Origin of the sequence: Nonomuraea sp. NPDC049646, assembly GCF_044465525.1 — a bacterium.
Classification (GTDB): Bacteria; Actinomycetota; Actinomycetes; order Streptosporangiales; family Streptosporangiaceae; genus Nonomuraea.
In genome coordinates this window covers 69,209-90,879 of record NZ_JBITLU010000014.1, presented here as the reverse complement: position 1 = coordinate 90,879, position 21,671 = coordinate 69,209, and the positions used below count along the sequence as shown (strand labels likewise).

Below are 21,671 nucleotides of genomic sequence, written 5' to 3'. Positions count from 1 at the left end.
GCCGGGCCGGGCGGCCCCCACAGATCACCTCTTCAACCCCCCTTGGGCACCTGTGATGCCCCCGACCAGGAGCGTGACGTGAACATCACCGAGGCCAACCACCTCAACCAGCTGCTGAAGTACCTCCTCGACCCCGGCACCCGCGTGCCGGAGGAGGCGGCCCGTACGGCTGCGGAGAACCTCGTCAGCCGGGCGAACCAGAAGCTTCTGACCGGTCTCACGCCGGAGCACGTGGGGGCACTGTGGGAGCAGCGCGTCCGCGGCGCCGAGGGCGAGGAGGGCGAGGAGGCTGCTTGCCGTCTGTGCGGCTGCACGGAGAACGCCGCCTGCCAGGGCGGCTGCGCGTGGGTGCCCAACCCGCTCGGCGTGGACGTCTGCACGGCATGCGTGCACGTGCTCGCCGTGGTGTACGCGGGCCTAGCCGGCGGCATGCCGGTCGCCGACGGAGAGGCGCGGGCATGAGCAAGCCGAAGAAGCCGTCGGTGAAGATCCGCCGCGTGCACGCCGACGACACGACCTGCACCCATCGCCTTGGTCCGTCTTCCCAGCCGCGTGAGCGTCAGCAGTGCCCCGGCGCCACCGGTTACGAGGCCGCCTGTGGATGCGGGTGCGGGTGGAAGACGTACGCGGGCATCCGGGCGATCGTCGAGGACGCTCGCCGCACCTACCTCGGCAGGCACCCCGCGATCGGATGACCACTGCTGCTCGCCCGGGCCGCCCCGCCGGCGGCTCGGGCCGGGCTCGCCGGCGGCCGCTCGGGGGCGGCCGGTGAGCACCCTCATCGCCCTCTACCTCGGCCGCGCGCTGGTCGGCCGCTGCGACGCCAACTGCTACAACGGCCTGGACCTGCGCTGCACGTGCGTGTGCGGCGGCGCCAACCACGGCGTCGGCCTGGCGGCCGCGGTCGCGCAGACCCGCCAGATGGTCGCCTTGTGGCTGGACGACCGGCGCGAGGACGGTTGGGCCTTCGACGACGTCGAGTACGGCCTGGCGATCCTTCACGACGCCCTGTTCTGACCACCCTCATCCTCTTGCCAGGAGATCGCCATGACCCGTCGTCGTCGTACCCGCCCTTCCCAGGTGGCCTATCAGGCTGCGCAGGCCGAACTGCTCGAACGGGCCCGCCCGTACCTGCCCCGCATCCGCCAGCTGCTCGCCGAGGACCTGGCCGACGAAGACCTCTGCCGCGCTCTGGCGGCCTGGGTGGCCGCCTACCGGCAGCGAGAGGGGATCGGGCCGACCTGGCGCGAGCTCGCGCTGCAGGCCCGGCCCGACCTGGATGAGGAGGTCACCCCGGGCCGCTACGAGCCGGGAGTGCGGCGCCTGTACGCGCGTGAGCTGTGCCAGGCGCTGGAGGCCGGCGGTTGGCTGGTGCTCGGGCGGCGGCGCGGCAGCATGGCGGCCGGTCCCGCCCACCTCGTTCCGCCCCGCCAGGCGGGGCGGTGAGTGGCGCTGCTGGACACGTTTCCCGCAGGCGCGGAGGGCTCGAGGGTGATCAGGCTGCAACTGGTGCCCGTCCGCTTCAGAGAGGCATGTGACTTCGTCGCGGTGTGGCACCACCATCCCCACCACCGCCGGCCACCGCGCGGCCACAAGTTCTCCCTCGGCACCGCGCTGGGGCGGCGGCTGATCGGTGTGGCCATCGTGGGCCGTCCGATCGCGCGCTTCTTGGACAACGGCGAGACGCTGGAGGTTCTGCGGCTGGCCACCGACGGCACTCCGGGTGCCTGCAGCTTCCTGTACGCGCGCGCCTGGAAGGCGGCCAAGGCGCTGGGCTACACCCGCCTGGTCACCTATCTGGAGGCCGGTGAGGCGGGCGCGTCGGTGCGCGGCGCGGGCTGGCGGGTGGTGGCGGAGCGGCCGCCGCGGCGCGGCTGGGACACCCCGTCCCGTCCCCGGACGCCGACCGGCGGTGAAGGGGTCGCTCGGACCCTGTGGGAAGCCCCTGACGAATGAGATGACCGCGGCCCAGCGGCGCAGGCGCGCCGGACACGATGGGCGTGACTAGTAGCCCTGTATGCCATGACAGAGCTATGTTTCCAGGGCATGGTTGCCGCCGTGTCGTTCCCTCGCGCAGGTGGCGGCCATGCCAGAGCTAGGCAATTCCCCTCAAATGAATAAGTCCCGTCGCCCGGCATGGCCGCCAGGCGCGGGACGTAAGTGCAGACCAATCCGGATCAGGGACTAGGTGGTCTACGTGTCTTCGATTTTACCTTCCCCGTATGGGGTGGCACAGGGGTTCGGGGCCAACTCGGTCTCGCAATTTCTGGGCCCTGCGGTCCCCGCGCTGACCGCTGATCCGTCGCCGGCAGCTCCGCGCGCTCGCCGGTTCCGACGATGACGGCCCAGCTCGCCGCTCCGCCCGCCAGGTCCTGGCGGCCCGCGGCTCTCTCACCATCCGCATGACCGTCGCCGTGCCCGCATGAGGGTGCGCCGATCGCCATAGATGATCCAGGAATCACTGATGATCAAGAATTGTGTGCAGTTCCCCCCGGCGTGCTGTGGCCAGGCCGGGGCGGCGGCCAGGCAAGGGGGGCGCGCATGACGCTCCCGGAGGACTGGCCCGGTCAAGAAGGGCCCGAAGGGGTGGAGCTCGGGTACGAGCACGCCGACGAGGAGCCTGACTACTTCGCCCGGGTCGCGTACTTCGTCCTGGATTTCCCGGGGCTCAGCCGGCGCGCCAAGGACGCCTACATCTGCCTGGTTCGTGGCCTCGAATGGGGCATGCGCAGGCGGAAGGAGCAAGTCAAGCGGCAGGAGCTGGCTGCTGTGATGTCGATCAGCACCGACACCTTCGACCGGGGCGTGAAGGAGCTGGAGGAGAAGGGCATTGTGCGGGTCAACCGTCAGCGCGACCCGGCGACGGGCAATTGGCTCGTTTCCAGCTACTGGCTCAAAGACACCAAGGGTGCCCGTATGCGGGCGAGGATCCTTGAGCTTGAGCATGCTCTCGGTAAAGCGGACGGTTCGGAGGAGCAATCTCCGCAGGTCGAGGCCGGTCCGCAAAATGCGGCTCGGACAGAGGAGGACAAGCCGGGCGGGGAGGTCGGGGCCCAGTCCGCAGATTGCGGAGTGGCCGCCACCAGCGAAGACGCCGCAGCGCCGCAGGTTGGCACCAGTCCGCAAAATGCGGAACCGCCGGTCCGCACATTGCGGACCCGCCGCTCCGCAGATTGCGGACATACAAGAGAGGGTTTTCTAGAGAAAGAAAAGAAGAGAGAAGAGAGTCAAGATCAAAACCCCCAGGTTCCCGCCGTAGGCGGGCCTGCGGACCGTAACGCGCGGGCGTGCGAGGCGCCTTCGGCGCAACCGGACCGGAAGAAGTCGATTCGAGGGCGAGCCATCTTGGCCCAGCTCCGCCGCTACCGCCTGGCGCCCGGCTGGGTGCGCACCCGGCACCTGGTGCCGATGACCGTGCAGGCCCTGGAGCACTTCGGCGCTGATGCGATCATCCGCTACGCCGTCATGGTCGCGGCCGAAGACCGCTACGCCGAGCACCAGCACATCCCCGAATACCGGGAGGTGCTGCGCCGCCTGGGCCACGACGTGATGCTGGGCACCGTCTGCGCCGAAGACGGCCTGGACCCCGCCGCCTGCCCGTGCGACGCCCCGCTCTTCCCTCCAGCCGATCGTCCCTGGACCGACGCTGACCAGCAAGATTGGGAACGGGTGCTGGAGACGTTCGTGCGCCTGGAGCAGATGTACGCCGACGACGACGCCCGGGAAGGTGAGCCGTGACCCCCTTCGACAAAGAGCTGTCCCGCTGCACCTGGCCGGACGGCGGCTGCAACCGCAAGATCCTCTGGACCGTCACCGAGCGCGGCGAGCGCCAGCCCCTGGACGCCAAGCCCGACCCGGCCGGAAGCGTCGCCGCCTACCGCAAGGGCCCACGGCACTGGGTGTCGCGATCGCTGCTCGGGGCGGGCGCTCTCGCGCCGGCCCCGCAGGAGACGCGGTTCACCCCCCATCACCAGACCTGCCCGAAGCTGCAGCCGGGCGAGCCGACGCCGGAGATCCCCGGCCTGTTGCCGCTGGCGACGGTGACGCCGATCAGCCGGGCCCGACGCCGGCGCCGGGCGGCGCGCGGCGGGTGAGGCGGGCGGCCCGCACGGGAGCCGGGCCGGAAAGCCGATCAGTGGGCGAGCCCCGCACCGCATGCCGGTGCGGGGCTCGCTACGTTCCGGGGCATGGACGGTGAGCTGGTCCCGCTGCCGCGTCCCGCGTGGTGGCGGCGTTGGATATGCATCGTCACCTTCGATCATTTCTGGTGGCCGATGGAGGGTGACCCCGAAACGCTGCGCTGCCGGGATTGCGGTTGCGCGCGGCCCGCCGAATAGCGCTGTAGTTCTCACGCGGAATGATGAACGCGCACAGAAGAACCGGGCAAAACTGCTCGGCGGGTTATCGGGGACGTGGTCGAGCCGCAGGTCGGGCCCTATATGACAAAGGCGAAATGGGAAACCTCATGTTCACCCCCGACCCCGGCATCGCCGAGATGGCCTTCCTGGTGGAGGACCGCTGGCAGGGGCGTGGTTTGGGCACCGTGCTGGCCCGGATGCTGGTGCGGCAGGCGCGCGACCTCGGGTATGCCGAGGTCAGGGCCACGCTGCTGGCCGACAACGCGCGGATGCGCGGCCTGCTGACCACCCTGGGGGCCTCCGTCGGCCGGACCGAGGACCCGGGCGTCGTGGAGGCGCGGCTGCCGGTCGGCGCGCGGGCCTCAGCCTAGGCCCTCCTCCTCGGGCTCGCCGGGCCCGCCTGGCCCGCCGGAGTCGGCTGGGGCGGCGGCCGGGCCGATGCCGAGGTGACGCTCGATGCGTTCCAGGCTCTCCTCGATGCGGGTGAGCCGTTCGGCGAGCACCGAGCCGCCGCCGAAGTACACCTCCGTCGGACGTTCCCTGGTGCCGCGGCCCACCCGGTCGAGCAGGCGCTGCCGGACGTCGGCCAGGTCGGCGCCGGTCTCGGCCAGCGCCTGGGCGGCCAGCCCCTCGCCCTCCCTGATCAGCCCGAGCAGGATGTGCTCGGTGCCGATGTAGTTGTGGCGCAGCTGCAACGCCTCGCGCAGGGACAGCTCCAGCACCTTCTTGGCGCGCGGGGTGAAGGGGATGTGCCCGCTCGGCGAGCTGGCCCCGCGGCCCACCTCGCGCTCCACGAAGGCCCGTACGTGCTCCAGCTCCACGCCGCAGCCGTCGAGCACCAGCGCGGCCAGCCCCTCGCCCTCGTGGATGAGGCCCAGCAGGATGTGTTCCGTGCCGATGTAGTCGTGGCTCATCTGCCGCGCCTCCTCCTGGGCGAGCACGACGACCCTGCGCGCACGGTCGGTGAAGCGTTCGAACACCGGGGGCCTCCGTTCGACTGGGGCTGCCTCCACTATGCGCTACAAACCACGCCGTGTGGGGTATTTGTCCTGTGTGGATCTTGACGAGGTGGCCGGCCGCCTCTACGCAGTCCCGCCGGCGGAGTTCACCGCCGCCCGCGCGGCCGAGGTCCGCGCGGCCAAGGAGGCGGGCGACGTACGGCTCTCGCGCGACATCGCGAAGCTGCGCAAGCCCACCGTCTCGGCCTGGGCGGTCAACCGGCTGGCCCGCGAGCACCCCGCCGAGCTGGCCGAACTGCTCGGCGTGGGGGAGCGGCTGCGCGCGGCCTGGCAGGCGCAGGACGCCGGAGCGCTGGCCGAGCTGACCCGGTCGCGCGGCGAGGCGACCGCCAAGGTGGCGAGGCTGGCCAGGCAGGGCGGCGGCCTGTCGGCGGCGGCCGCCTCGGAGGTGGACCAGACGCTGGACGCGGCCGTCGTGGACGCCGGCGCCGCCGACCAGGTGCGGGCCGGCCGCCTGGCCAAACCGCTCAGCTACAGCGGCTTCGCCCCCGCCCCCGCCCCCGCCACTGCCCCTTCCACCGCGCCCGCCACCACCCCCTCCAGCGGGCCCCGATCCAGGGCGCGGGGGCGGGCCGGGAAGGACGCGGCGGCCGAGGCGCGGGCGGCGGCCGAGGCCCGGCAGGCCCGAGAGGCGAAGGAGGCGAAGGAGGCCGAAGAGGCGAGGAAGGCGAAGGAGCGCGCGGAGGCCGAGGCGGCCCACCGGGAGTGGGCCGAGGCCCTGGAGTCGGTCACCCGCGACTACGACGAGCGCGCCGAGAAGGTCGCCCGGCTGGAACGCAAGCTCGCCAAGGCCCGCAAGCGGCTGGAGGAGGTCCGGCAACGTCTGGAGGTCACGCGCCGCGAGGAGCGCCACGCCCGCCGCCGACTGGACTAAGGTGCACGAAAACGCGTTCGTACAGCTGCAAGGAGGGGCGATGGCCCCCTGGACGCCCGCCGACATCCCGGACCTCACCGGCACAACGGCCGTCGTGACCGGCGCCAACAGCGGCATCGGCCTGCCCACCGCCCGCGAGCTGGCCCGGCACGGTGCCCGCGTCATCGTGGCCGCCCGCTCGGCGGACAGGGGCGAGGCCGCCGTGGCGGAGATCCGGCGGGCGGTGCCGGGCGCCGACGTCGTGTACGGCGCTCTCGACCTGGCCGACCAGTCCTCGGTCCGGCGCTTCGCCGACACGATGGACAAGGTGGACCTGCTGGTCAACAACGCCGGCATCGGCCTGATCCCCCGCCGGCTGACCAAGGACGGCTGGGAGTTGCAGTTCGCCACCAACCACCTCGGACATTTCGCGCTCACCGGGCTGCTCCTGCCACGGCTGCTGGCCGCCCCGCACCCTCGGGTGGTCACCGTCTCCAGCGACGCGCACTCCATGGGCAGGCTCGACTTCGACGACCTCGCCCTGGAACGCGGCTACGGCCGGATGAGCGCGTACGGACGGTCCAAGCTCGCCAACCTGCTCTTCACCCTGGAGCTCCAGCGACGGGCCTCCAGCGCCGGTACGCGCCTGATCAGCGTGGCCACCCACCCGGGCGCCACCGCGACCCGCTTCGTCAAGCTGGGGCCCCTGCAGCCCCTCCTGCGGCTGTTCCTCCGGTCGGCCGACGCCGGCGCCGCCCCCTCCCTGTACGCCGCCACCTCGCCGGACATCACCGGCGGCGAGTTCGTCGGCCCCCGGCTGAAGCTGCTGACGCCCTCGGAGACGGCCAGGTCCGAGGAGGTCGCCAGGCGGCTGTGGGAGGTGTCCGCGCAGCTCACGGGCGTACGGTTCGAGGAGATCGCCCACCGCTGAAGCACGTGCCGCAGCCCGGAGCGCTCACCGGGTGCGGGGCGCCTGAGGCCCGTGGTGTGGCTTCGCCGGGCCGCCGTTCGGCGAGGATCGGTGGACGACGTGCCCTGGCCCCGGTCAGCGCAGGCCGCGGGCCAGGTGGGCGCAGACGGGGAAGCCCGCGCCGGCGTACGGGGCGGCCAGGCGGTCGTAGCAGGCCCGGACGCGGGCGTAGGTCTCCGGCGGCTGCCGGGCGACCGTCTCGAAACGCGGGCCGCCCGCCTCGACCACGCCGCTCCACCAGGCGGCGACGTCCACGCGGTGCCGCCAGCGCAGCGTCCGCACGTCCACGGCCGTGAAGCCCGCCTCTTTAATGAGCCCGGCGAAGCGTTCCGGCCGTTCCACGGTGGCGAAGGGGCGGACCGGGGGCTCGTACGGCACCCCCGCCGCCGCCAGGGCCTCGGCGAAGACGTTCGTGGCCGTCATCTCGTCGGACTTCCACCAGGTCAGCGCGACGGCGCCGCCGGGACGCAGCACCCGGCGCAGCTCCGCGAGCGTCGCCGGGACGTCGGCGACGTGGTTGACGACGAAGTTGCCCGCCACGGCGTCGAAGCAGGCGTCCTCGAACGGCAGGACGGGCAGGGTGGCCCGGCGGACCGTGGCCGCGGGGTGGCGGCGGGCGACCAGCTCCAGCATGGCGGCATCGGCGTCCACAGCGGTGACCTCGGCGCCGGCCGCGAGCGCGGCCGCCGTGACCACGCCGGTGCCACACCCGACGTCGAGAATCCGCACCTGACGCTGTCCCGGACCGCCTGCCTCCGGGCGCCGCCCCGGACCGCCTGCCTCCGGACGCCGCTCTGGACCGCCTGCCTCCGGACGCCGCCCCACCCGGCCGTCCAGGCCCGGCGTCACGTCGGCGCCTCGGGTCACGGCGGCGAGCAGGGGTTGGACGGTGTGCGAGCTGAGCCGCGCGAAGCCGCGGTCGTAAGCCTCGGGATCCCTCACAGGCCACGAGCCTACCCGCGCCGCCCTAATCCTGACATCTTCAGGTGAAATTTCACCCCGTTCTCTGTCTTAGGACGAAATCTCAGGCTTATGGTCTTCGCCATGACCATCGACGCCTTCATCGACGCGCTGCCCAAGGTGGAGCTGCACGTGCATCTGGTCGGTTCGGCCTCGGTCGACACCGTGCTGGAGCTGTCCCGGCGGCATCCCGGCAGTGAGGTGCCGACCTCCGAGGAGGAACTGCGCCGCTTCTACACCTTCCTCGACTTCCCCCACTTCGCCCGCGTCTACCAGGCCGTCAACAGCCTCGTCCGCGAGCCCGAGGACGTCGCCACCCTCGTCCTCGGGCTGGCCAGGGACCTCGCCGGACAGGGCGGCCGGTACGCCGAGCTGCAGGTCACCCCGTACGCCCACCACATGGTCGGCATGCCCATGCGCGAGGTGACCGAGGCCCTCGACCTGGCCGCCCGGCGCTCCCTGACCGACCACGGCGTGGAGATGGCCTACATCTTCGACATCCCCGGCGAGTACGGCGAGGAGGCCGCCCGGATCACCGTCGACCACGCTCTGCGCGAACCTCCCGCCGCATTGGTAGGTTTCGGCATCGGAGGCATCGAACAGGACCGCCCCAAGTACCGAGACGCCTACCGCGACGCCTTCACCGCCGCACGCGCCGCCGGCCTGCACAGCGTCCCGCACGGCGGCGAGATGAGCGGCCCCGAGACGATGTGGGAGGTCATCGAGGGTTACGGCGCCGAGCGCATCGGCCACGGCATCAACTGCCTGTCCGACCCCCGCCTGGTCGCCCACCTGCGCGAGACCCAGCTCCCCCTGGACGTCTGCCCCACCTCCAACGTCTGCACCGGCCAGGTGCCCGACCTGGCCGTCCACCCGCTGCCCCGGATGCTGGAGGAGGGCCTGTACGTCACCCTCAACAGCGACGACCCGCCCATGTTCGCCACCACGCTGGCGGGGGAGTACCGGGCCGCCGCCCACGTGCTCGGCCTGGACGCCCCCGAGCTGGCCCGGCTCGCCCGCAACGCCGTCAACGCCTCCTACCTGGCCGCCGACCGCAAGCAGACCCTCCTGAAGGAGATCGACACCCTGACCGCCACCCTCTGACGGCCAGGCACGTCGCGTCATGCCGTCCTCACCGAACGGCGTGACGCGACCGGACTCTCCTGGCATCGTGGAGCACGGATCGAGCCTGAGGGGGCGCGGCGTGCGTACCACGGTCGGTGGGAGGTTCTCATGACTACTCCGGCGGACCTGCTGGAGGCTCAGCGCCGCGTGCAGGCGCTGTCCGACCGGCACTGGCACTGCCTCGACGAGGCCGTGCGCCAGATGACGGACGGACGCACCTGGACGGGCCCGGCCGCCGACGCCTTCGCCCAGGACCTCGCGCGCCGCAGGCTGGAGGTGTGGCGCGGCCTGCGAGAGATCGTCGAGGAGCTCCGCGAGGAAGCCGCCCGCTACTCCCTCGACGAGCGGAGGAACCTGTGACGTTCTCCTCCCTCGACCCGCGCGAGATGCACCGGCTCGGACAGGGCGTGCAGGAGGCGGGCCAGGCCCTGACCGGCTGCGCGGGCGAGCTGCGCGCGATCCTGGCGGGGATCAGCATGAGCCACCCGGGGGTCGCCGTCATCGACCGGGCGGCCCGCTGGCTGACCGAGCAGGCGCCCGACCTGTACCGGCGGCGCGACCTGGCCTACGAGACCGAGCAGGTCGACACCGACGTCTTCGGCCACCCCGTCCCCGGTTCCGTGGTGCCGTCCGGCGCGGTACGCATCGACGAAGGGCGGCTGATCCCGTCCCAAGTGCGGGTCGAGGCAGAACAGGCCGCCGGGCTCGTCGCGGCGGCCGGACGCGGCGACAAGGACGCGCTCACGAAGCTCGCCGCCTTCAAGGGCAGGCTGAACGACCCCCGCTTCGCCACGGCCCTGCTGGACAAGCTCGGTCCGCAGGCGCTCACCACCCTGCCCGTGCAGTTGTCGGCCCGCGTGCGCATGGCGCTCGACCAGGGCCCGGAGCAGGCGCGCGAGCTGCGCGAGCAGCACCAGGAGCTGCTGTCCGTGCTGGCCACGGCCCTCGCCCACGCCACCGTCGCCAAGGAGGGCACTCCACGGCTCGGCACCCGCTTCCTGGACGACCTACGCAGACGCGGTCGCGAGGAGACGCCGGCGCCCGGCATGGGCGGGCTCACCGCCCCCGGTTACTGGGCGCTCGGCCAGGTCCTGGCGGCGGGGGAGCGGGAGGCGTACAGCTCGTGGTTCATGCGTACGATCGGCCGCGACATGATCCGCTGGGACCGCGACCACCTCAAGGAGCACGGGGTGCGCTTCCTGCCCCGTGACACCGACGTCTACAACCTGCCCGCTCCCGCCGCCTCGCAGCCGTTCCAGGACACCGACGAGATCGGGGCGGCCGACCCGATCGGCGCGCTGCTGGCCGTCGCGGCCCGCGGCAGGGAGCCGGCCCAGGCGTTGCTCGCCGACCGCGAGCTGCTGACGTACCTGATGCATGACCGCCGCCCGCAGTGGGCCATGGGCGACCACGGCGAGTCGCTGGGCCGCGCCATGGAGGCCGCGATGAAAGGCCAGGACGACCTGTCCAAGTCCCTGGCCGTCCTGGCCACCCAGATCTACGCCGACGACGTGCGGCCCCACGTGACGCTCGACGAGACGGGCAAGGTCGTCTTCGCGGACCCGTCCGAGCTCGACGACCTTTCGGGAATCCGCGACAACATGGGCCGCATCCTGGGCGACCACGCCGACGACCTGTCCGCCGCCTTCTACAAGAACGCCCCCCGGGCCGCCGCCGGCGAGCTCACCAGCGTCAACGCGGGGCACTCCATCGGCCGGTTCGGCGCCGCGGACCTCGATCTGGTCACACTCGACCTGGCCGCCGACGACAGGGCCTACGACAACCTGCTCATGGGGGAGATCGGCCACATGCGGCGCGATGTCGACGAAGCGATCATGACCGGCAACGAGACGATGCTGAAGAACGTGGTGACCAACGACGCCCGCAGTCTCGGACACCTCATGGAGGCGCGCGGACAGGCCCTGATCGCCCGAGGGCAGGAGGCGGACGCGGCGGACGCCGAGCTCATGAAGCTGGTCGAGATGGGGATCGGCGAGATCCCCGTGCCCGGCGCCGGGCTCGTGGGGAAGGCGGGCATCGAGGCGGCCAAGGCCGCGTACGAGAACTTCGTGAAGGACGGCTACACCAGCGCCGGGAAGTGGATGGTCGATCAGGCCGGGCACGGCGGCGGGCACACCGTCAGGAACGTCGCGGAAGGGGCCGAGAACGAGGAGGTCGTCGACCAGCTGGTGAGACAGATGCTCGAATCCTCCGCGATCACGCACGAGCACTACGACCACGAGCAGTTGGAAGGGCAGCCCTTCGTGGTCGGTGACCCGCCGCGGGTCAAGCCGCCGGCCTCCATGAACCACGACGAATACGACGCGTTCCTGCAGTGGATGGAACGGCACACCACCATCCCCAGCGACTTCGGCGACGCGCAGGGGATGACGAGGACCGGCACCGGCGAGTTCACCAGCCACATGAGGAAGCCCGAGAAGCCCGGGGAACACCATGGCTAGGCCGCTGCCCGCGCTGCTGTGCCTGCTCCTCGCCGTCTCGGCCGCCGCCTGCACGCCGGACCGGACGACCACGCCGACGGGGACGCCCGCACCGGTGCGGCGGCCCGTCACCGACGTGCCGCCCTACCTGTGCAACTTCGTCCCGCGCGCCGCGCTCGCCGAGCTGACCGGTTACACCGGCTCGTACAAGGCGGGGCCCAACAGCAGGCACCCGGTGGGGAACACGTGTGTGGTGTCCAACGACGAGCGCAGCATCGTCATCACGAGCTACGACGTGTCGGCTCGCCCGGAGACCTTCGAGACCTTCGCCGCCCACGGGAAGGACGGCTCTCCCGTGAAGCTGCCGCCCGAGCTGGGCAAGGGGCAGATACACGACTTCGAGGCCCGGCTGTACCCGTTCCGCAGCGCGGGCGTCTGGTTCCGGTGCGGGGACGCGAGCCCGTTCATCGGCATCACGATCATGAGGAACCCCGCACGGGACCAGGACGACGATCTCGTTCAGCTCGTGCGGATCGCGCAGCGCCGGTACGGCGAGATGTTCGCCTGCACCCCCGCCGCCGACCCGCGTTGAGCGTCAGGGGGAGGCCAGGCGGCCCAGTTCTGGGGGGATCTTGGCGGCGGCGGCGCGGTCCAGGAGGAACAGGGTGCCGGCTCGGCCGCGGGCGCCGGCCGCGGGCACCTGGACGTGCCCCGAGTCCGACAGCGCCAGGCGTACCGCGCCCGACTTCTCCTCCCCGGCCGCCACCACCCACACCTCGCGCGCCGCCTGGATGGCCGGCAGCGTCAGGGAGATGCGGGTGGGGGGCGGCTTGGGGGAGCCGTGGACGGAGACGACCGGGCGCGTGTCGTACAGGGCGGGCATGCCGGGGAACAGCGAGGCCACGTGCGCGTCGGGGCCCATGCCGAGGAGCATGACGTCGAAGGCCGGCACCGGGCCGTGGTCCTCGGGGCGGGCCGCGGCGCGCAGCTCGGCGGCGTACGCCTCGGCCGACTCCTCGGCCGTCATGCCCGAGTCGGGGCCGCGCATGACGTGGATCCGGGCGGGGTCCAGGTCGACGTGGTCGAGCAGCGCCTGGCGGGCGCCGGTCTCGTTGCGCTCCTTGTCGCCGGTGGGCACGAAACGTTCGTCGCCCCACCAGACGTCCAGGCGCCGCCAGTCGACGGCGTCACGGGCGGGCGTGGCGGCGATGGCGGCCAGCGTGGCGATGCCGACCGTGCCGCCGGTCAGCACGATCGAGGCCGACCCCTTGGCCGACTGCACGTCGACCAAGCGCGTGATGATGCGCGCCGCCACGGCCTTGGCCAGGACGTCGGCGTCGCGGTGCACGACAACGTTGGGAACGCTCACGACACTTCTTTCTCAAGTGGAGGGGGGTCAGCCCTTGTACGTACGGGCGAAGCGCTTGACGGCGGCCTCGTAGACCTCGTCGCTGTCCAGCCGGCGCAGCTCCTCGGCCATCAGCTCGGAGGTGTGCCGCCTGGCCAGGGCCACGTTCCGGTCGGGCTGGCCGGGACGCGACAGCGTGGCCAGCCGCGCGTCGGAACGCATGACCGACAGCTCGCCGTCGCCGGTCTGCAGCCGTACGGCGGTCAGGCCGGGACCGGCCGACTCGCCCACCTTGACCGGCGCGCCCAGCCGCTCCGACAGCCAGGCCGCCAGCAGCGGCGCGCTCGGGTGCCCGGCGCTGGCCTCCACCACGCCCTTGCGCACCTTGCCCACCGGCTGGTCGAACGCGGCGGCCAGCAGGCTGCGCCACGGCGTCAGCCGGGCCCAGGCCAGGTCGGTGTCGCCGGGGGCGTACCCCTTGGCGCGGGTGACCAGCGAGGCGGCGCCGCCGTTCTCGAAGCCCTTGGCGTCGGTGATGCGCCGCTGGGCCAGGGCGCCGATCGCGTCCTTGGACGGCACGTCGGGGGCCGCGCCCGGCCACCAGGCCACCACGGGGGTGTCGGGCAGCAGCAGGGGGCTGACGACGGAGTCGGCGTGCTGGGTCAGCTCGCCGTACAGGCGCAGGACCACGACCTCGCCCGGGGTGTTCTCGCCGATGCGCAGCTCGGCGTCGAGGCGGTTGGGCTCGGCCTCCTCCCGCTTGATCACCACGATGATGCGCGAGGGGTGCTCGCGGGCCGCCTCGGTGGCGGCGCGCAGCGCGTCGTACTGGTGGCGCTCCTCGGAGACCACCACGAGGGTCAGCACCATGCCGATGGCGGGCGCGCCCATCTGGTGGCGCAGCAGCATGAGCTGCGCCGAGATCTTGCCGGCCGTCGTGTCCGACAGCATGAAAGTCGTCACTAGAGTCTCCTCCACACGCGGCCGTCGCGCGCCATCATCGCGTCGGCCGACTCCGGTCCCCACGAGCCCGACTCGTAGGCCTCGGGCTGTCCCTGCGTGGCCCAGAAGTCCTCGATCGGGTCGAGGATCGTCCAGGACAGCTCGACCTCGCGCTGGTGCGGGAAGAGCGGCGGGTCGCCGATCATGACGTCGAGCAGCAGCCGCTCGTACGCCTCGGGCGAGGACTCCAGGAACGACTCGCCGTAGGCGAAGTCCATGGACACGTCGCGCACCTCCATGGCGGTGCCCGGGACCTTCGACCCGAACCGCACGGTGATGCCCTCGTCCGGCTGCACGCGGATGACCAGGGCGTTCTGGCCCAGGATCTCGGTGTCGGTCTTGCTGAAGGGCAGGTGCGGCGCCCGCTGGAACACCACGGCCACCTCGGTGACCCGGCGGCCCAGCCGCTTGCCGGTACGCAGGTAGAACGGCACCCCGGCCCACCGCCGGTTGGCGATCTCCAGCTTGATGGCCGCGTACGTCTCCGTGATCGACTCGGCGGGGATGCCCTCCTCCTGGAGGTAGCCGACGACCTTCTCACCGCCCTGCCACCCGGCCGCGTACTGGCCGCGGGCGGTGTTGAGCCCCAGGTTGGACGGCAGCCGCACCGCCTTGAGCACCTTCTCCTTCTCCCGGCGCAGCGCCGAGGCGTCGAAGGAGGTCGGGTCCTCCATGGCGACCAGCGCGAGCAGCTGGAGCAGGTGGTTCTGGATCACGTCGCGGGCCGCGCCGATGCCGTCGTAGTAGCCGGCGCGCCCGCCGATGCCGATGTCCTCGGCCATGGTGATCTGCACGTGGTCGACGAAGCTGCGGTTCCAGATGGGCTCGTACAGGTTGTTGGCGAAGCGCAGCGCCAGGATGTTCTGGACCGTCTCCTTGCCCAGGTAGTGGTCGATCCGGAAGATCGAGCTCTCCGGGAACGCCGACGTGGTGATCTCGTTCAGCTCGTGGGCCGACTTCAGGTCGTGGCCGAACGGCTTCTCGATGACCACCCGCCGCCACGACCCCTCGGGCGCGTCGGACAGGCCGGTGCGCTTGAGCTGCTCGACCACCACGGGGAAGAACTTGGGCGGGACGGACAGGTAGAAAGCGTAGTTTCCGCCCGTGCCGCGGGTCTGGTCGATCTCCGCCAACGCCATCGCCAGCGCGTCGAAGGCTCCGTCGTCGGAGAACTCGCCCGGCACGAAATGGATGCCTTCGAGGATCTGCTTCCAGACCTCCTCGCGGAACGGCGTACGCGCGTGCGCCTTGACCGCGTCGTGCGTCAACTGCGCGAAGTCCTGGTCCTTCCAGTCGCGCCTGGCGAAACCGACCAGCGAGAAACCGGGCGGCAGCAGGCCGCGGTTGCCCAGGTCGTAAATGGCCGGCAGCAGCTTGCGCTTGGCCAGGTCGCCCGTCACGCCGAACAGCACCAGCACGCACGGCCCCGCCACCCGCGGCAGCCGCTTGTCACGCGGGTCGCGCAAGGGGTTGGCCTCGGCGACCTCCAATGTCGTGGCGGTGTTCGCCACGGCCGCCGCCACCGCGACGACCTCCTCCTCAGGAGATGCTTCGTCAGTCATCTCAAACCTCCTGTGCGGCTGCGAGCAAATGCGCGACACCCGTCGCGCGGTCCGTCAAGTGCAGGCGTACGGCGGGCCGCCCGCGCGTCTCCAGCGCGGCCAGGTCGCCCAGCGCCTGCGCGAGCTGGAGCCGCCCCAGCGTGTACGGCTGCCCGGGCACGGCGACGTCGTCGGTCACCGCCCCCGTGATCTGCAGGAACACGCCGTTCTGCGGCCCGCCCTTGTGGTATTGGCCGGTCGAGTGCAGGAAGCGCGGCCCCCACCCGAACGTCACCGGCCGGTTGGTGCGGATGGCGAGCAGGGCGCGCAGCGTGGCCGCGTCGGCCATCATCCACGCGTCGGTCATCTGCTCGAAGTCGGCCCCCTCGGGCATCGGCGCGTCGAAGGCGGCCAGCCGGTCGAGGTAGGCCATCACGGCCAGGTAGCCGTCGTGCGGGATGGCCTTCAGCAGCTCGGCCAGCACGCCGGGCAGGTCGTGGGAGCGGACCGCGCCGTAGACCTCGACGGGACCGTCGACCAGCGTGGGAGCGCCGAGCGGCAGGTCGGGCAGGGCCAGCAGGGCCGCGGTGTTCTCCTTGGACTCGGCCACGTTCGGCTGGTCGAAGGGGTCGATCTCCAGCAGCAGCCCGGCCACGGCGGTCGCGTACTCCCAGACCAGGAACTGGCCGCCGAGCGGCCCGTCGACGCGGACGGCGCCGTCGTCGGACTCGATCGCGACGACCAGCTCGTCGCCGGTGTGGTTGGGGTCGGCGTTGACGATCGGCAGGATGCCCCTGCCCTGCTTGCCGGTGGACTCGGCGACGAGCTGCTCGATCCAGTCGGGCAGCCCGTTGATGCCGGAGAGCTGGTCCTCCAGCACGAGCTTGTCGCGCCCGGCCAGCGCCGCGCCGCCGAGGGCCGCGCCGAGGTCGAGGCCGGGGTTGCCGGTGTCCTGCGACAGCAGCGGCAGCACCTCCTCGGCGTCGTCCAGCAGCCGCTCGACGTCGGCCCCGGCCAGCGCGCTCGGCACCAGCCCGAACGCCGACAGCGCCGAGTAGCGGCCGCCCACGTCGGGGACGGCCAGCACCAGGTGGTAGCCGCCGTCGACGGCCCGCTGCTCCAGCGGAGAGCCGTGGTCGGTGACGACCACGATCCGGTCGGCGGGCGAGATGCCCGCCTCGGTGAAGATCTGTTCGTAGATGCGCAGGTGGCAGTCGGTCTCGACGGTCGAGCCGCTCTTGCTGGCCACCACCACGACCGTGGACTCCAGCAGGTCGCTCAGCGCCCGCCGGACCTGCGCGGGGTCGGTCGTGTCCAGCACGGTCAGCGGCACGTCGGCGGTCTGGCAGATCACCTCGGGAGCCAGCGACGAGCCGCCCATCCCGGCCAGCACCACGTTCGTCAGGCCCTCGGCGCGCGCCCGCTCCACGAGCTTGCCCAGCTCGGGAAGGAGCTCGCGGGAGGTGCGCGGCAGCGTCAGCCAGCCGAGCCGGACCGCCGCCACCGCCTCGGCGTCCTCACCCCACAGCGTGGGGTCGCCGCCGGCCAGCCGCGCGGGCACGCCGTCGGCGACGAGGCGCCCCGCGACGGAGGAGGCGGCCGCGGCCACCCCCTCCTCGCGGTAGGACACCTCGATCATGGCACCAGATTCTTGGTGACGCTCTCCAGCAGCTCGTTCCAGGACGCCTCGAACTTCTCGACGCCCTCCTCCTCCAGCACCCGCACGACGTCGTCGTAGTCGATGCCGGCGTCCTTGAGCGCGGCCATGGTGTTCCAGGCCTGCTCGTAGAAGGGACGCACGGTGTCGCCGGTGACCTGGGCGTGGTCGGCGGTGGCGTCGAGCGTCTTCTCCGGCATCGTGTTGACGGTGCCGGGGGCGACGAGCTGGTCGACGTACATGGTGTCGGAGTAGTCGGGGTTCTTCACCCCGGTCGAGGCCCACAGCGGGCGCTGCGGACGGGCGCCCGCGGCGCGCAGGCGCTGCCAGCGCTCGGAGCTGACGACCTCCTCGTAGGCGGCGTAGGCCAGGCGCGCGTTGGCGATGCCCGCCTTGCCCTTCAGCTCCGGCTTGCCGAGCTTGTCGAGCCGCTTGTCGATCTCGGTGTCGACGCGGCTGACGAAGAACGAGGCCACCGACTCGATCGTGGCCAGGTCCAGGCCCTTGGCCTGCGCGGCCTCCAGCCCGGCCAGCCAGGCGTCCATGACCGCGCGGTAGCGCTCCAGGGAGAAGATCAGCGTGACGTTGACGCTGATGCCCTCCGACAGCGCCTGCGTGATCGCGGGCAGGCCCTCAAGGGTGGCCGGGATCTTGATGAACAGGTTGGGCCGGTCGACCATCCACCACAGCGCCCTGGCCTCGGCCACGGTCTTCTCGCTCTCGCGGGCCAGGCGGGGGTCGACCTCCAGCGAGACGCGGCCGTCCACGCCGCCGGTGGCGTCGTAGACCGGGCGCAGCACGTCGGCGGCCCAGCGGATGTCGTACGTGGTGATGGCGCGTACGGCCTCCTCCACGGTGACGCCGCGCACGGCCAGGTCGTGGAGCTGGGAGTTGTAGGCGTCGCCCTTGCTGAGCGCGCTTGCGAAGATCGTCGGGTTGGAGGTGACCCCGACGACGTTCTTCTCGCGGATCAGCTGGTCGAGGTTGCCCGTGCGCAGCCGTTCGCGGCTGATGTCGTCGAGCCAGATGGAAACGCCCTGGCCGGACAGCTTGTTGAGGTTCTCGCTCATCTTCTTCTCAGTTTCCCGTCGTCTCGCCCTTGTCCTGACCCAGCTTGGCGAGGCTCGCCTTGGCCGCGGCCGCCACGCGCTCGGCCGTGAGCCCGAACTGCTCGTACAGCGTCTTGTACGGCGCCGAGGCGCCGAAGTGCTCCAGGCTGACCACTTCGCCGCACTCGCCGACGAACTGGTGCCAGCCGAGCGCGACGCCGGCCTCGACCGCGACCCGAGCCCTGATCGAGCTCGGCAGGACGGTCTGCCGGTAAGCGGAGTCCTGCCCGTTGAACCACTCGACACACGGCATCGACACCACTCGTGCCGGGATGCCCTGCGCCTCCAGCAGCTCGCGGCCCTGCACGGCCACCTCGACCTCGCTGCCGGTGGCGATGATGATCACGTGCGGCTGGCCGTCGGACGCCTCGCGCAGCACGTAGCCGCCGCGGGCCACGCCGTCGGCGTTCGTGCCCTCGTAGACCGGTACGTTCTGCCTGGTCAGAGCCAGGGCGGCGGGACGGTCGGTGTGCTCAAGGATCGTCTTCCACGCGTAGGCGGTCTCGTTGGCGTCGGCCGGGCGGACGACGTCGAGGCCGGGGATCGCGCGCAGCGCCCACAGGTGCTCGATCGGCTGGTGGGTGGGGCCGTCCTCGCCCAGGCCGATGGAGTCGTGCGTCCAGACGTAGGTGACCGGCAGCTTCATCAGCGCGGCCAGGCGCACCGACGGGCGCATGTAGTCGGAGAAGACCAGGAACGTGCCGCCGTAGGGGCGGGTGCCGCCGTGCAGGGCGATGCCGTTGAGTATCGCGCCCATGGCGTGCTCGCGGATGCCGAAGTGCAGCGTGCGGCCGTAGCGGTTACCCGGGAAGTCCTTGGTCTGGTACTCCTCGGGGATGAAGGACGGCTCGCCCTTCATCGTGGTCAGGTTCGACTCGGCCAGGTCGGCCGAGCCGCCCCACAGCTCGGGCAGCACCGGCGCGAGCGCGCCCAGCACCTCGCCGCTGGCCTTGCGGGTGGCCATCGAGGAGCCGGTCTCGAACTCGGGCAGGGCCGTGGCCCAGCCGGCGGGCAGCTCGCGGTGGGAGATGCGGTCGAACTCCTTGGCCCGCTCGGGGTTGGCCAGGCGCCATTCGGCGTAGCCCTTGTCCCACTCGGCGCGGTCGTTGCGGCCGCGGGCGACCACCTCGCGGGCGTGCTGGAGCACCTCGGCCGGCACGTCGAAGCTCTTGGCCGGGTCCATGCCCAGGATCTCCTTGGTCGCGGCGATCTCCGCCTCGCCCAGGGCCGCGCCATGGATCTTGCCGGTGTTCTTCTTGTTCGGCGCCGGCCAGCCGATGATCGTGCGCAGCCGGATGAAGGAGGGCCGGTCGGTCTCGGCCTTGGCCGCCTCCAGCGCCTCGTACAGCGCCTGGACGTCCTCCTCGTACTCGCCGCCGGCGGTCCAGTCGACGCTCTCGGTGTGCCAGCCGTAGGCCTCGTAGCGCTTGACGACGTCCTCGGACTTGGCGATGAGGGTGTCGTCCTCGATGGAGATGTGGTTGTCGTCGTACAGGACGACGAGGTTGCCCAGCTTCTGGTGGCCGGCCAGGGCGCTGGCCTCGTGGCTGATGCCCTCCTCGATGTCGCCGTCGCTGACGAAGCACCAGATGTGGTGGTCGAACGGCGAGGAGCCGCGCTCGGCGTCGGGGTCGAACAGGCCGCGCTCGCGGCGGGCCGCCATCGCCATGCCGACCGCGTTGCCCAGGCCCTGGCCGAGCGGGCCGGTGGTGGTCTCCACGCCCGCGGTGTGGCCGTGCTCGGGGTGGCCCGGGGTCAGGCTGTCCCACTGGCGCAGCCGGCGCAGGTCGTCGAGCGTGAGGCCGTAGCCCGACAGGTAGAGCTGGATGTAGAGCGTCAGGCTGGTGTGGCCGCACGACAGCACGAACCGGTCGCGGCCCGCCCAGTTGGGGTCGCTGGGGTCGTGGCGCATCACGCGCTGGAACAGCAGGTATGCGGCGGGGGCCAGGCTCATGGCGGTGCCGGGGTGACCCGAGCCCGCCTTCTCCACTGCGTCCATCGCCAGGGCCCGGACGACGTCGACGGCCTTCTTGTCGAGGTCGGTCCATTCAAGGGCTGGCACGAGTTCGGTGCTCAAGTGCTCGATCTCCGGAATCTAGTTGTCATTTGGCAGTACCTGTTGGCTATCCCGCCCACACGGGACCCTAACCGAGTGGAGCTGGCGATCGATTCCCATTCCACCCTCGCGTGTCCATGAATGGCGCAAGCCCCCCATTGGCCGGACCGTCCGCCCCTGCGACTACAGTTTGTTTGTTCGCAGAGGCGCCACGGCGCCACTCATCGATCCGCTCTAATCAGAGGTTACGCGTTGACTCCGCACAGGCTGGAAGCGCCTTGACGGTGCTGACCAACAGGCAGGCCACGGCCCCCTCGACCGAGCCCGGGGCGCCGCGCACGTTCGGCATGGTCGTGAAGGCCTACGTCGCGCTCACCAAGCCGCGGATCATCGAGCTGCTGCTGATCACGACCCTTCCGGTGATGTTCCTGGCGGCCGGCGGCCTGCCGCCGCTGTGGAAGTCGATCGCCGTCATGGTCTTCGGCACCCTGTCGGCGGGCAGCGCCAACGCGCTCAACTGCTACGTCGACCGCGACATCGACCAGAAGATGCGGCGCACCCGCCGCCGGCCGCTGGCCCGGCACCAGGTCTCGCCGCGCGGCGCGCTGGTCTTCGGGATCGTCCTGGGGATTTTGTCCACTGTTGGCCTGTGGCTCACCACCAATTGGCTGGCCGCGGTGCTGTCCACCGGCGCGATCCTGTTCTACGTCATCGTCTACTCGATGCTGCTCAAGCGCCGCACGGCCCAGAACATCGTCTGGGGCGGCATCGCGGGCTGCATGCCGGTCATGATCGGCTGGGCGGGCATCACCGAGCGGCTCGACTGGGCGCCCCTGGTGCTGTTCGGCGTGGTGTTCTTCTGGACGCCGCCCCACACCTGGACCCTCGCCATGCGCTACAAGGAGGACTACGCGGCGGCCAAGGTGCCGATGCTGCCGGTGGTGGCCACCGAGCGGCGGGTGATCCTGGAGTCCGTGGCCTACACCTGGGCGACCGTGCTGTGCTCGCTGGCCCTGTGGCCGGTGGCCGGCACCACGCTGTTCTACCCGGTCGTCGCGGTCGTGCTCGGCGTGGTCTGCCTGTGGGAGGTCCACCGCCTGCTGGCCCGGCTCAACGCCGGCAAGAGCGGCGTCGACCTGCGCCCGATGCGCTTCTTCCACTGGTCCAACGCCTACCTCGCGCTGCTCTTCCTCGCCGTCGCGATCGACCCGCTGCTGGCCTGACCGCCGTGA

23 protein-coding genes and 1 pseudogene are annotated in these 21,671 nt (G+C 71.6%); 16 read left to right on the top strand and 8 right to left on the bottom strand.

Annotated elements, in window-relative coordinates:
- Nucleotides 1–78: 78 nt before the first annotated feature.
- The 9 genes from ACIBQ8_RS35320 (at nt 79) to ACIBQ8_RS35280 (ending at nt 4,729) form a co-directional block, all read left to right on the top strand.
- Nucleotides 79–462 carry a hypothetical protein gene (locus tag ACIBQ8_RS35320; RefSeq protein ID WP_397194146.1) on the top strand — a complete coding sequence of 128 codons (384 nt, stop codon included), beginning with the start codon at nt 79–81 and terminating at the stop codon, nt 460–462.
- Complete coding sequence (locus tag ACIBQ8_RS35315) at nt 459–695, top strand: hypothetical protein (protein ID WP_397194145.1); 237 nt, start codon at nt 459–461, stop codon at nt 693–695. The genes ACIBQ8_RS35320 and ACIBQ8_RS35315 overlap by 4 nt, the downstream gene beginning before the upstream one ends.
- A gap of 73 nt (nt 696–768) precedes the next feature.
- Nucleotides 769–1,017: a hypothetical protein gene (locus ACIBQ8_RS35310; RefSeq protein WP_397194144.1), complete on the top strand. Its 249-nt coding sequence runs from the start codon at nt 769–771 to the stop codon at nt 1,015–1,017.
- Nucleotides 1,018–1,047: 30 nt separating this feature from the next.
- The gene (locus ACIBQ8_RS35305; RefSeq protein WP_397194143.1) at nt 1,048–1,446 is read left to right on the top strand and encodes a hypothetical protein; all 399 of its coding nucleotides are present in this window, start codon (nt 1,048–1,050) and stop codon (nt 1,444–1,446) included.
- A 45-nt stretch (nt 1,447–1,491) separates the two neighbouring features.
- Nucleotides 1,492–1,956: an XF1762 family protein gene (locus tag ACIBQ8_RS35300; RefSeq protein WP_397194142.1), complete on the top strand. Its 465-nt coding sequence runs from the start codon at nt 1,492–1,494 to the stop codon at nt 1,954–1,956.
- Between the two features lie 585 nt (nt 1,957–2,541).
- Nucleotides 2,542–3,738, top strand: a complete 1,197-nt coding sequence (locus ACIBQ8_RS35295; RefSeq protein ID WP_397194141.1) for a hypothetical protein — start codon at nt 2,542–2,544, stop codon at nt 3,736–3,738.
- Nucleotides 3,735–4,094 (top strand): hypothetical protein, encoded by a 360-nt coding sequence (locus tag ACIBQ8_RS35290; protein ID WP_397194140.1) that lies wholly within the window; start codon nt 3,735–3,737, stop codon nt 4,092–4,094. Before ACIBQ8_RS35295 ends, ACIBQ8_RS35290 begins: the two co-directional genes overlap by 4 nt.
- 93 nt (nt 4,095–4,187) lie before the next feature.
- Complete coding sequence (locus tag ACIBQ8_RS35285) at nt 4,188–4,337, top strand: hypothetical protein (RefSeq protein ID WP_397194139.1); 150 nt, start codon at nt 4,188–4,190, stop codon at nt 4,335–4,337.
- A gap of 116 nt (nt 4,338–4,453) precedes the next feature.
- Nucleotides 4,454–4,729, top strand: a complete 276-nt coding sequence (locus ACIBQ8_RS35280; protein ID WP_397194138.1) for a GNAT family N-acetyltransferase — start codon at nt 4,454–4,456, stop codon at nt 4,727–4,729.
- Between the two features lie 192 nt (nt 4,730–4,921).
- On the opposite strand, the pseudogene ACIBQ8_RS35275 reads toward ACIBQ8_RS35280, so the two are convergent.
- A pseudogene (locus tag ACIBQ8_RS35275) lies at nt 4,922–5,338 on the bottom strand (Clp protease N-terminal domain-containing protein); the annotation flags it as partial.
- 73 nt (nt 5,339–5,411) lie between these two features.
- Here ACIBQ8_RS35275 and ACIBQ8_RS35270 point away from each other — a divergent pair.
- Both ACIBQ8_RS35270 and ACIBQ8_RS35265 read left to right on the top strand, forming a co-directional pair.
- Nucleotides 5,412–6,251: a hypothetical protein gene (locus tag ACIBQ8_RS35270; protein ID WP_397194137.1), complete on the top strand. Its 840-nt coding sequence runs from the start codon at nt 5,412–5,414 to the stop codon at nt 6,249–6,251.
- A gap of 40 nt (nt 6,252–6,291) precedes the next feature.
- Complete coding sequence (locus ACIBQ8_RS35265; RefSeq protein ID WP_397194136.1) at nt 6,292–7,161, top strand: oxidoreductase; 870 nt, start codon at nt 6,292–6,294, stop codon at nt 7,159–7,161.
- Between the two features lie 114 nt (nt 7,162–7,275).
- On the opposite strand, the gene ACIBQ8_RS35260 is transcribed toward ACIBQ8_RS35265, so the two are convergent.
- Entirely contained in the window at nt 7,276–8,142 is an 867-nt protein-coding gene (locus ACIBQ8_RS35260; protein ID WP_397194135.1) for a class I SAM-dependent methyltransferase, read from the bottom strand.
- Nucleotides 8,143–8,244: 102 nt separating this feature from the next.
- Here ACIBQ8_RS35260 and add point away from each other — a divergent pair, with 102 nt between their 5' ends.
- From add to ACIBQ8_RS35240, 4 genes are all read left to right on the top strand, one after another.
- Nucleotides 8,245–9,264, top strand: coding sequence for an adenosine deaminase (add, locus tag ACIBQ8_RS35255; RefSeq protein WP_397194134.1), 1,020 nt, complete (start codon nt 8,245–8,247; stop codon nt 9,262–9,264).
- Nucleotides 9,265–9,393: 129 nt separating this feature from the next.
- Entirely contained in the window at nt 9,394–9,645 is a 252-nt protein-coding gene (locus tag ACIBQ8_RS35250; RefSeq protein ID WP_397194133.1) for a hypothetical protein, read from the top strand.
- Complete coding sequence (locus tag ACIBQ8_RS35245; RefSeq protein ID WP_397194132.1) at nt 9,642–11,747, top strand: hypothetical protein; 2,106 nt, start codon at nt 9,642–9,644, stop codon at nt 11,745–11,747. The genes ACIBQ8_RS35250 and ACIBQ8_RS35245 overlap by 4 nt, the downstream gene beginning before the upstream one ends.
- Nucleotides 11,740–12,318, top strand: a complete 579-nt coding sequence (locus ACIBQ8_RS35240; protein ID WP_397194131.1) for a hypothetical protein — start codon at nt 11,740–11,742, stop codon at nt 12,316–12,318. The genes ACIBQ8_RS35245 and ACIBQ8_RS35240 overlap by 8 nt, the downstream gene beginning before the upstream one ends.
- Before the next feature lie 3 nt (nt 12,319–12,321).
- Here ACIBQ8_RS35240 and pgl read toward each other — a convergent pair whose 3' ends face one another.
- The 6 genes from pgl to tkt are packed head-to-tail and all read right to left on the bottom strand — an operon-like array spanning nt 12,322 to nt 20,382.
- The gene (gene pgl, locus ACIBQ8_RS35235; RefSeq protein ID WP_352323012.1) at nt 12,322–13,095 is read right to left on the bottom strand and encodes a 6-phosphogluconolactonase; all 774 of its coding nucleotides are present in this window, start codon (nt 13,093–13,095) and stop codon (nt 12,322–12,324) included.
- 27 nt (nt 13,096–13,122) lie between these two features.
- Nucleotides 13,123–14,037 carry a glucose-6-phosphate dehydrogenase assembly protein OpcA gene (gene opcA, locus ACIBQ8_RS35230; RefSeq protein WP_352323011.1) on the bottom strand — a complete coding sequence of 305 codons (915 nt, stop codon included), beginning with the start codon at nt 14,035–14,037 and terminating at the stop codon, nt 13,123–13,125.
- A complete protein-coding gene (gene zwf / locus ACIBQ8_RS35225) occupies nt 14,037–15,638 on the bottom strand; it encodes a glucose-6-phosphate dehydrogenase (protein ID WP_397177205.1) in 1,602 nt (533 codons plus the stop codon). Before zwf ends, opcA begins: the two co-directional genes overlap by 1 nt.
- Nucleotide 15,639: 1 nt before the next feature.
- Nucleotides 15,640–17,256 carry a glucose-6-phosphate isomerase gene (locus tag ACIBQ8_RS35220; protein ID WP_397177207.1) on the bottom strand — a complete coding sequence of 539 codons (1,617 nt, stop codon included), beginning with the start codon at nt 17,254–17,256 and terminating at the stop codon, nt 15,640–15,642.
- A complete protein-coding gene (gene tal / locus ACIBQ8_RS35215; RefSeq protein WP_397177209.1) occupies nt 17,253–18,344 on the bottom strand; it encodes a transaldolase in 1,092 nt (363 codons plus the stop codon). Before tal ends, ACIBQ8_RS35220 begins: the two co-directional genes overlap by 4 nt.
- 7 nt (nt 18,345–18,351) lie before the next feature.
- Complete coding sequence (tkt, locus tag ACIBQ8_RS35210) at nt 18,352–20,382, bottom strand: transketolase (RefSeq protein WP_397177561.1); 2,031 nt, start codon at nt 20,380–20,382, stop codon at nt 18,352–18,354.
- Nucleotides 20,383–20,717: 335 nt separating this feature from the next.
- Between tkt and ACIBQ8_RS35205 the strand changes: the two genes are divergently transcribed.
- Nucleotides 20,718–21,662: a heme o synthase gene (locus ACIBQ8_RS35205; protein WP_364340061.1), complete on the top strand. Its 945-nt coding sequence runs from the start codon at nt 20,718–20,720 to the stop codon at nt 21,660–21,662.
- Nucleotides 21,663–21,671: the final 9 nt, after the last annotated feature.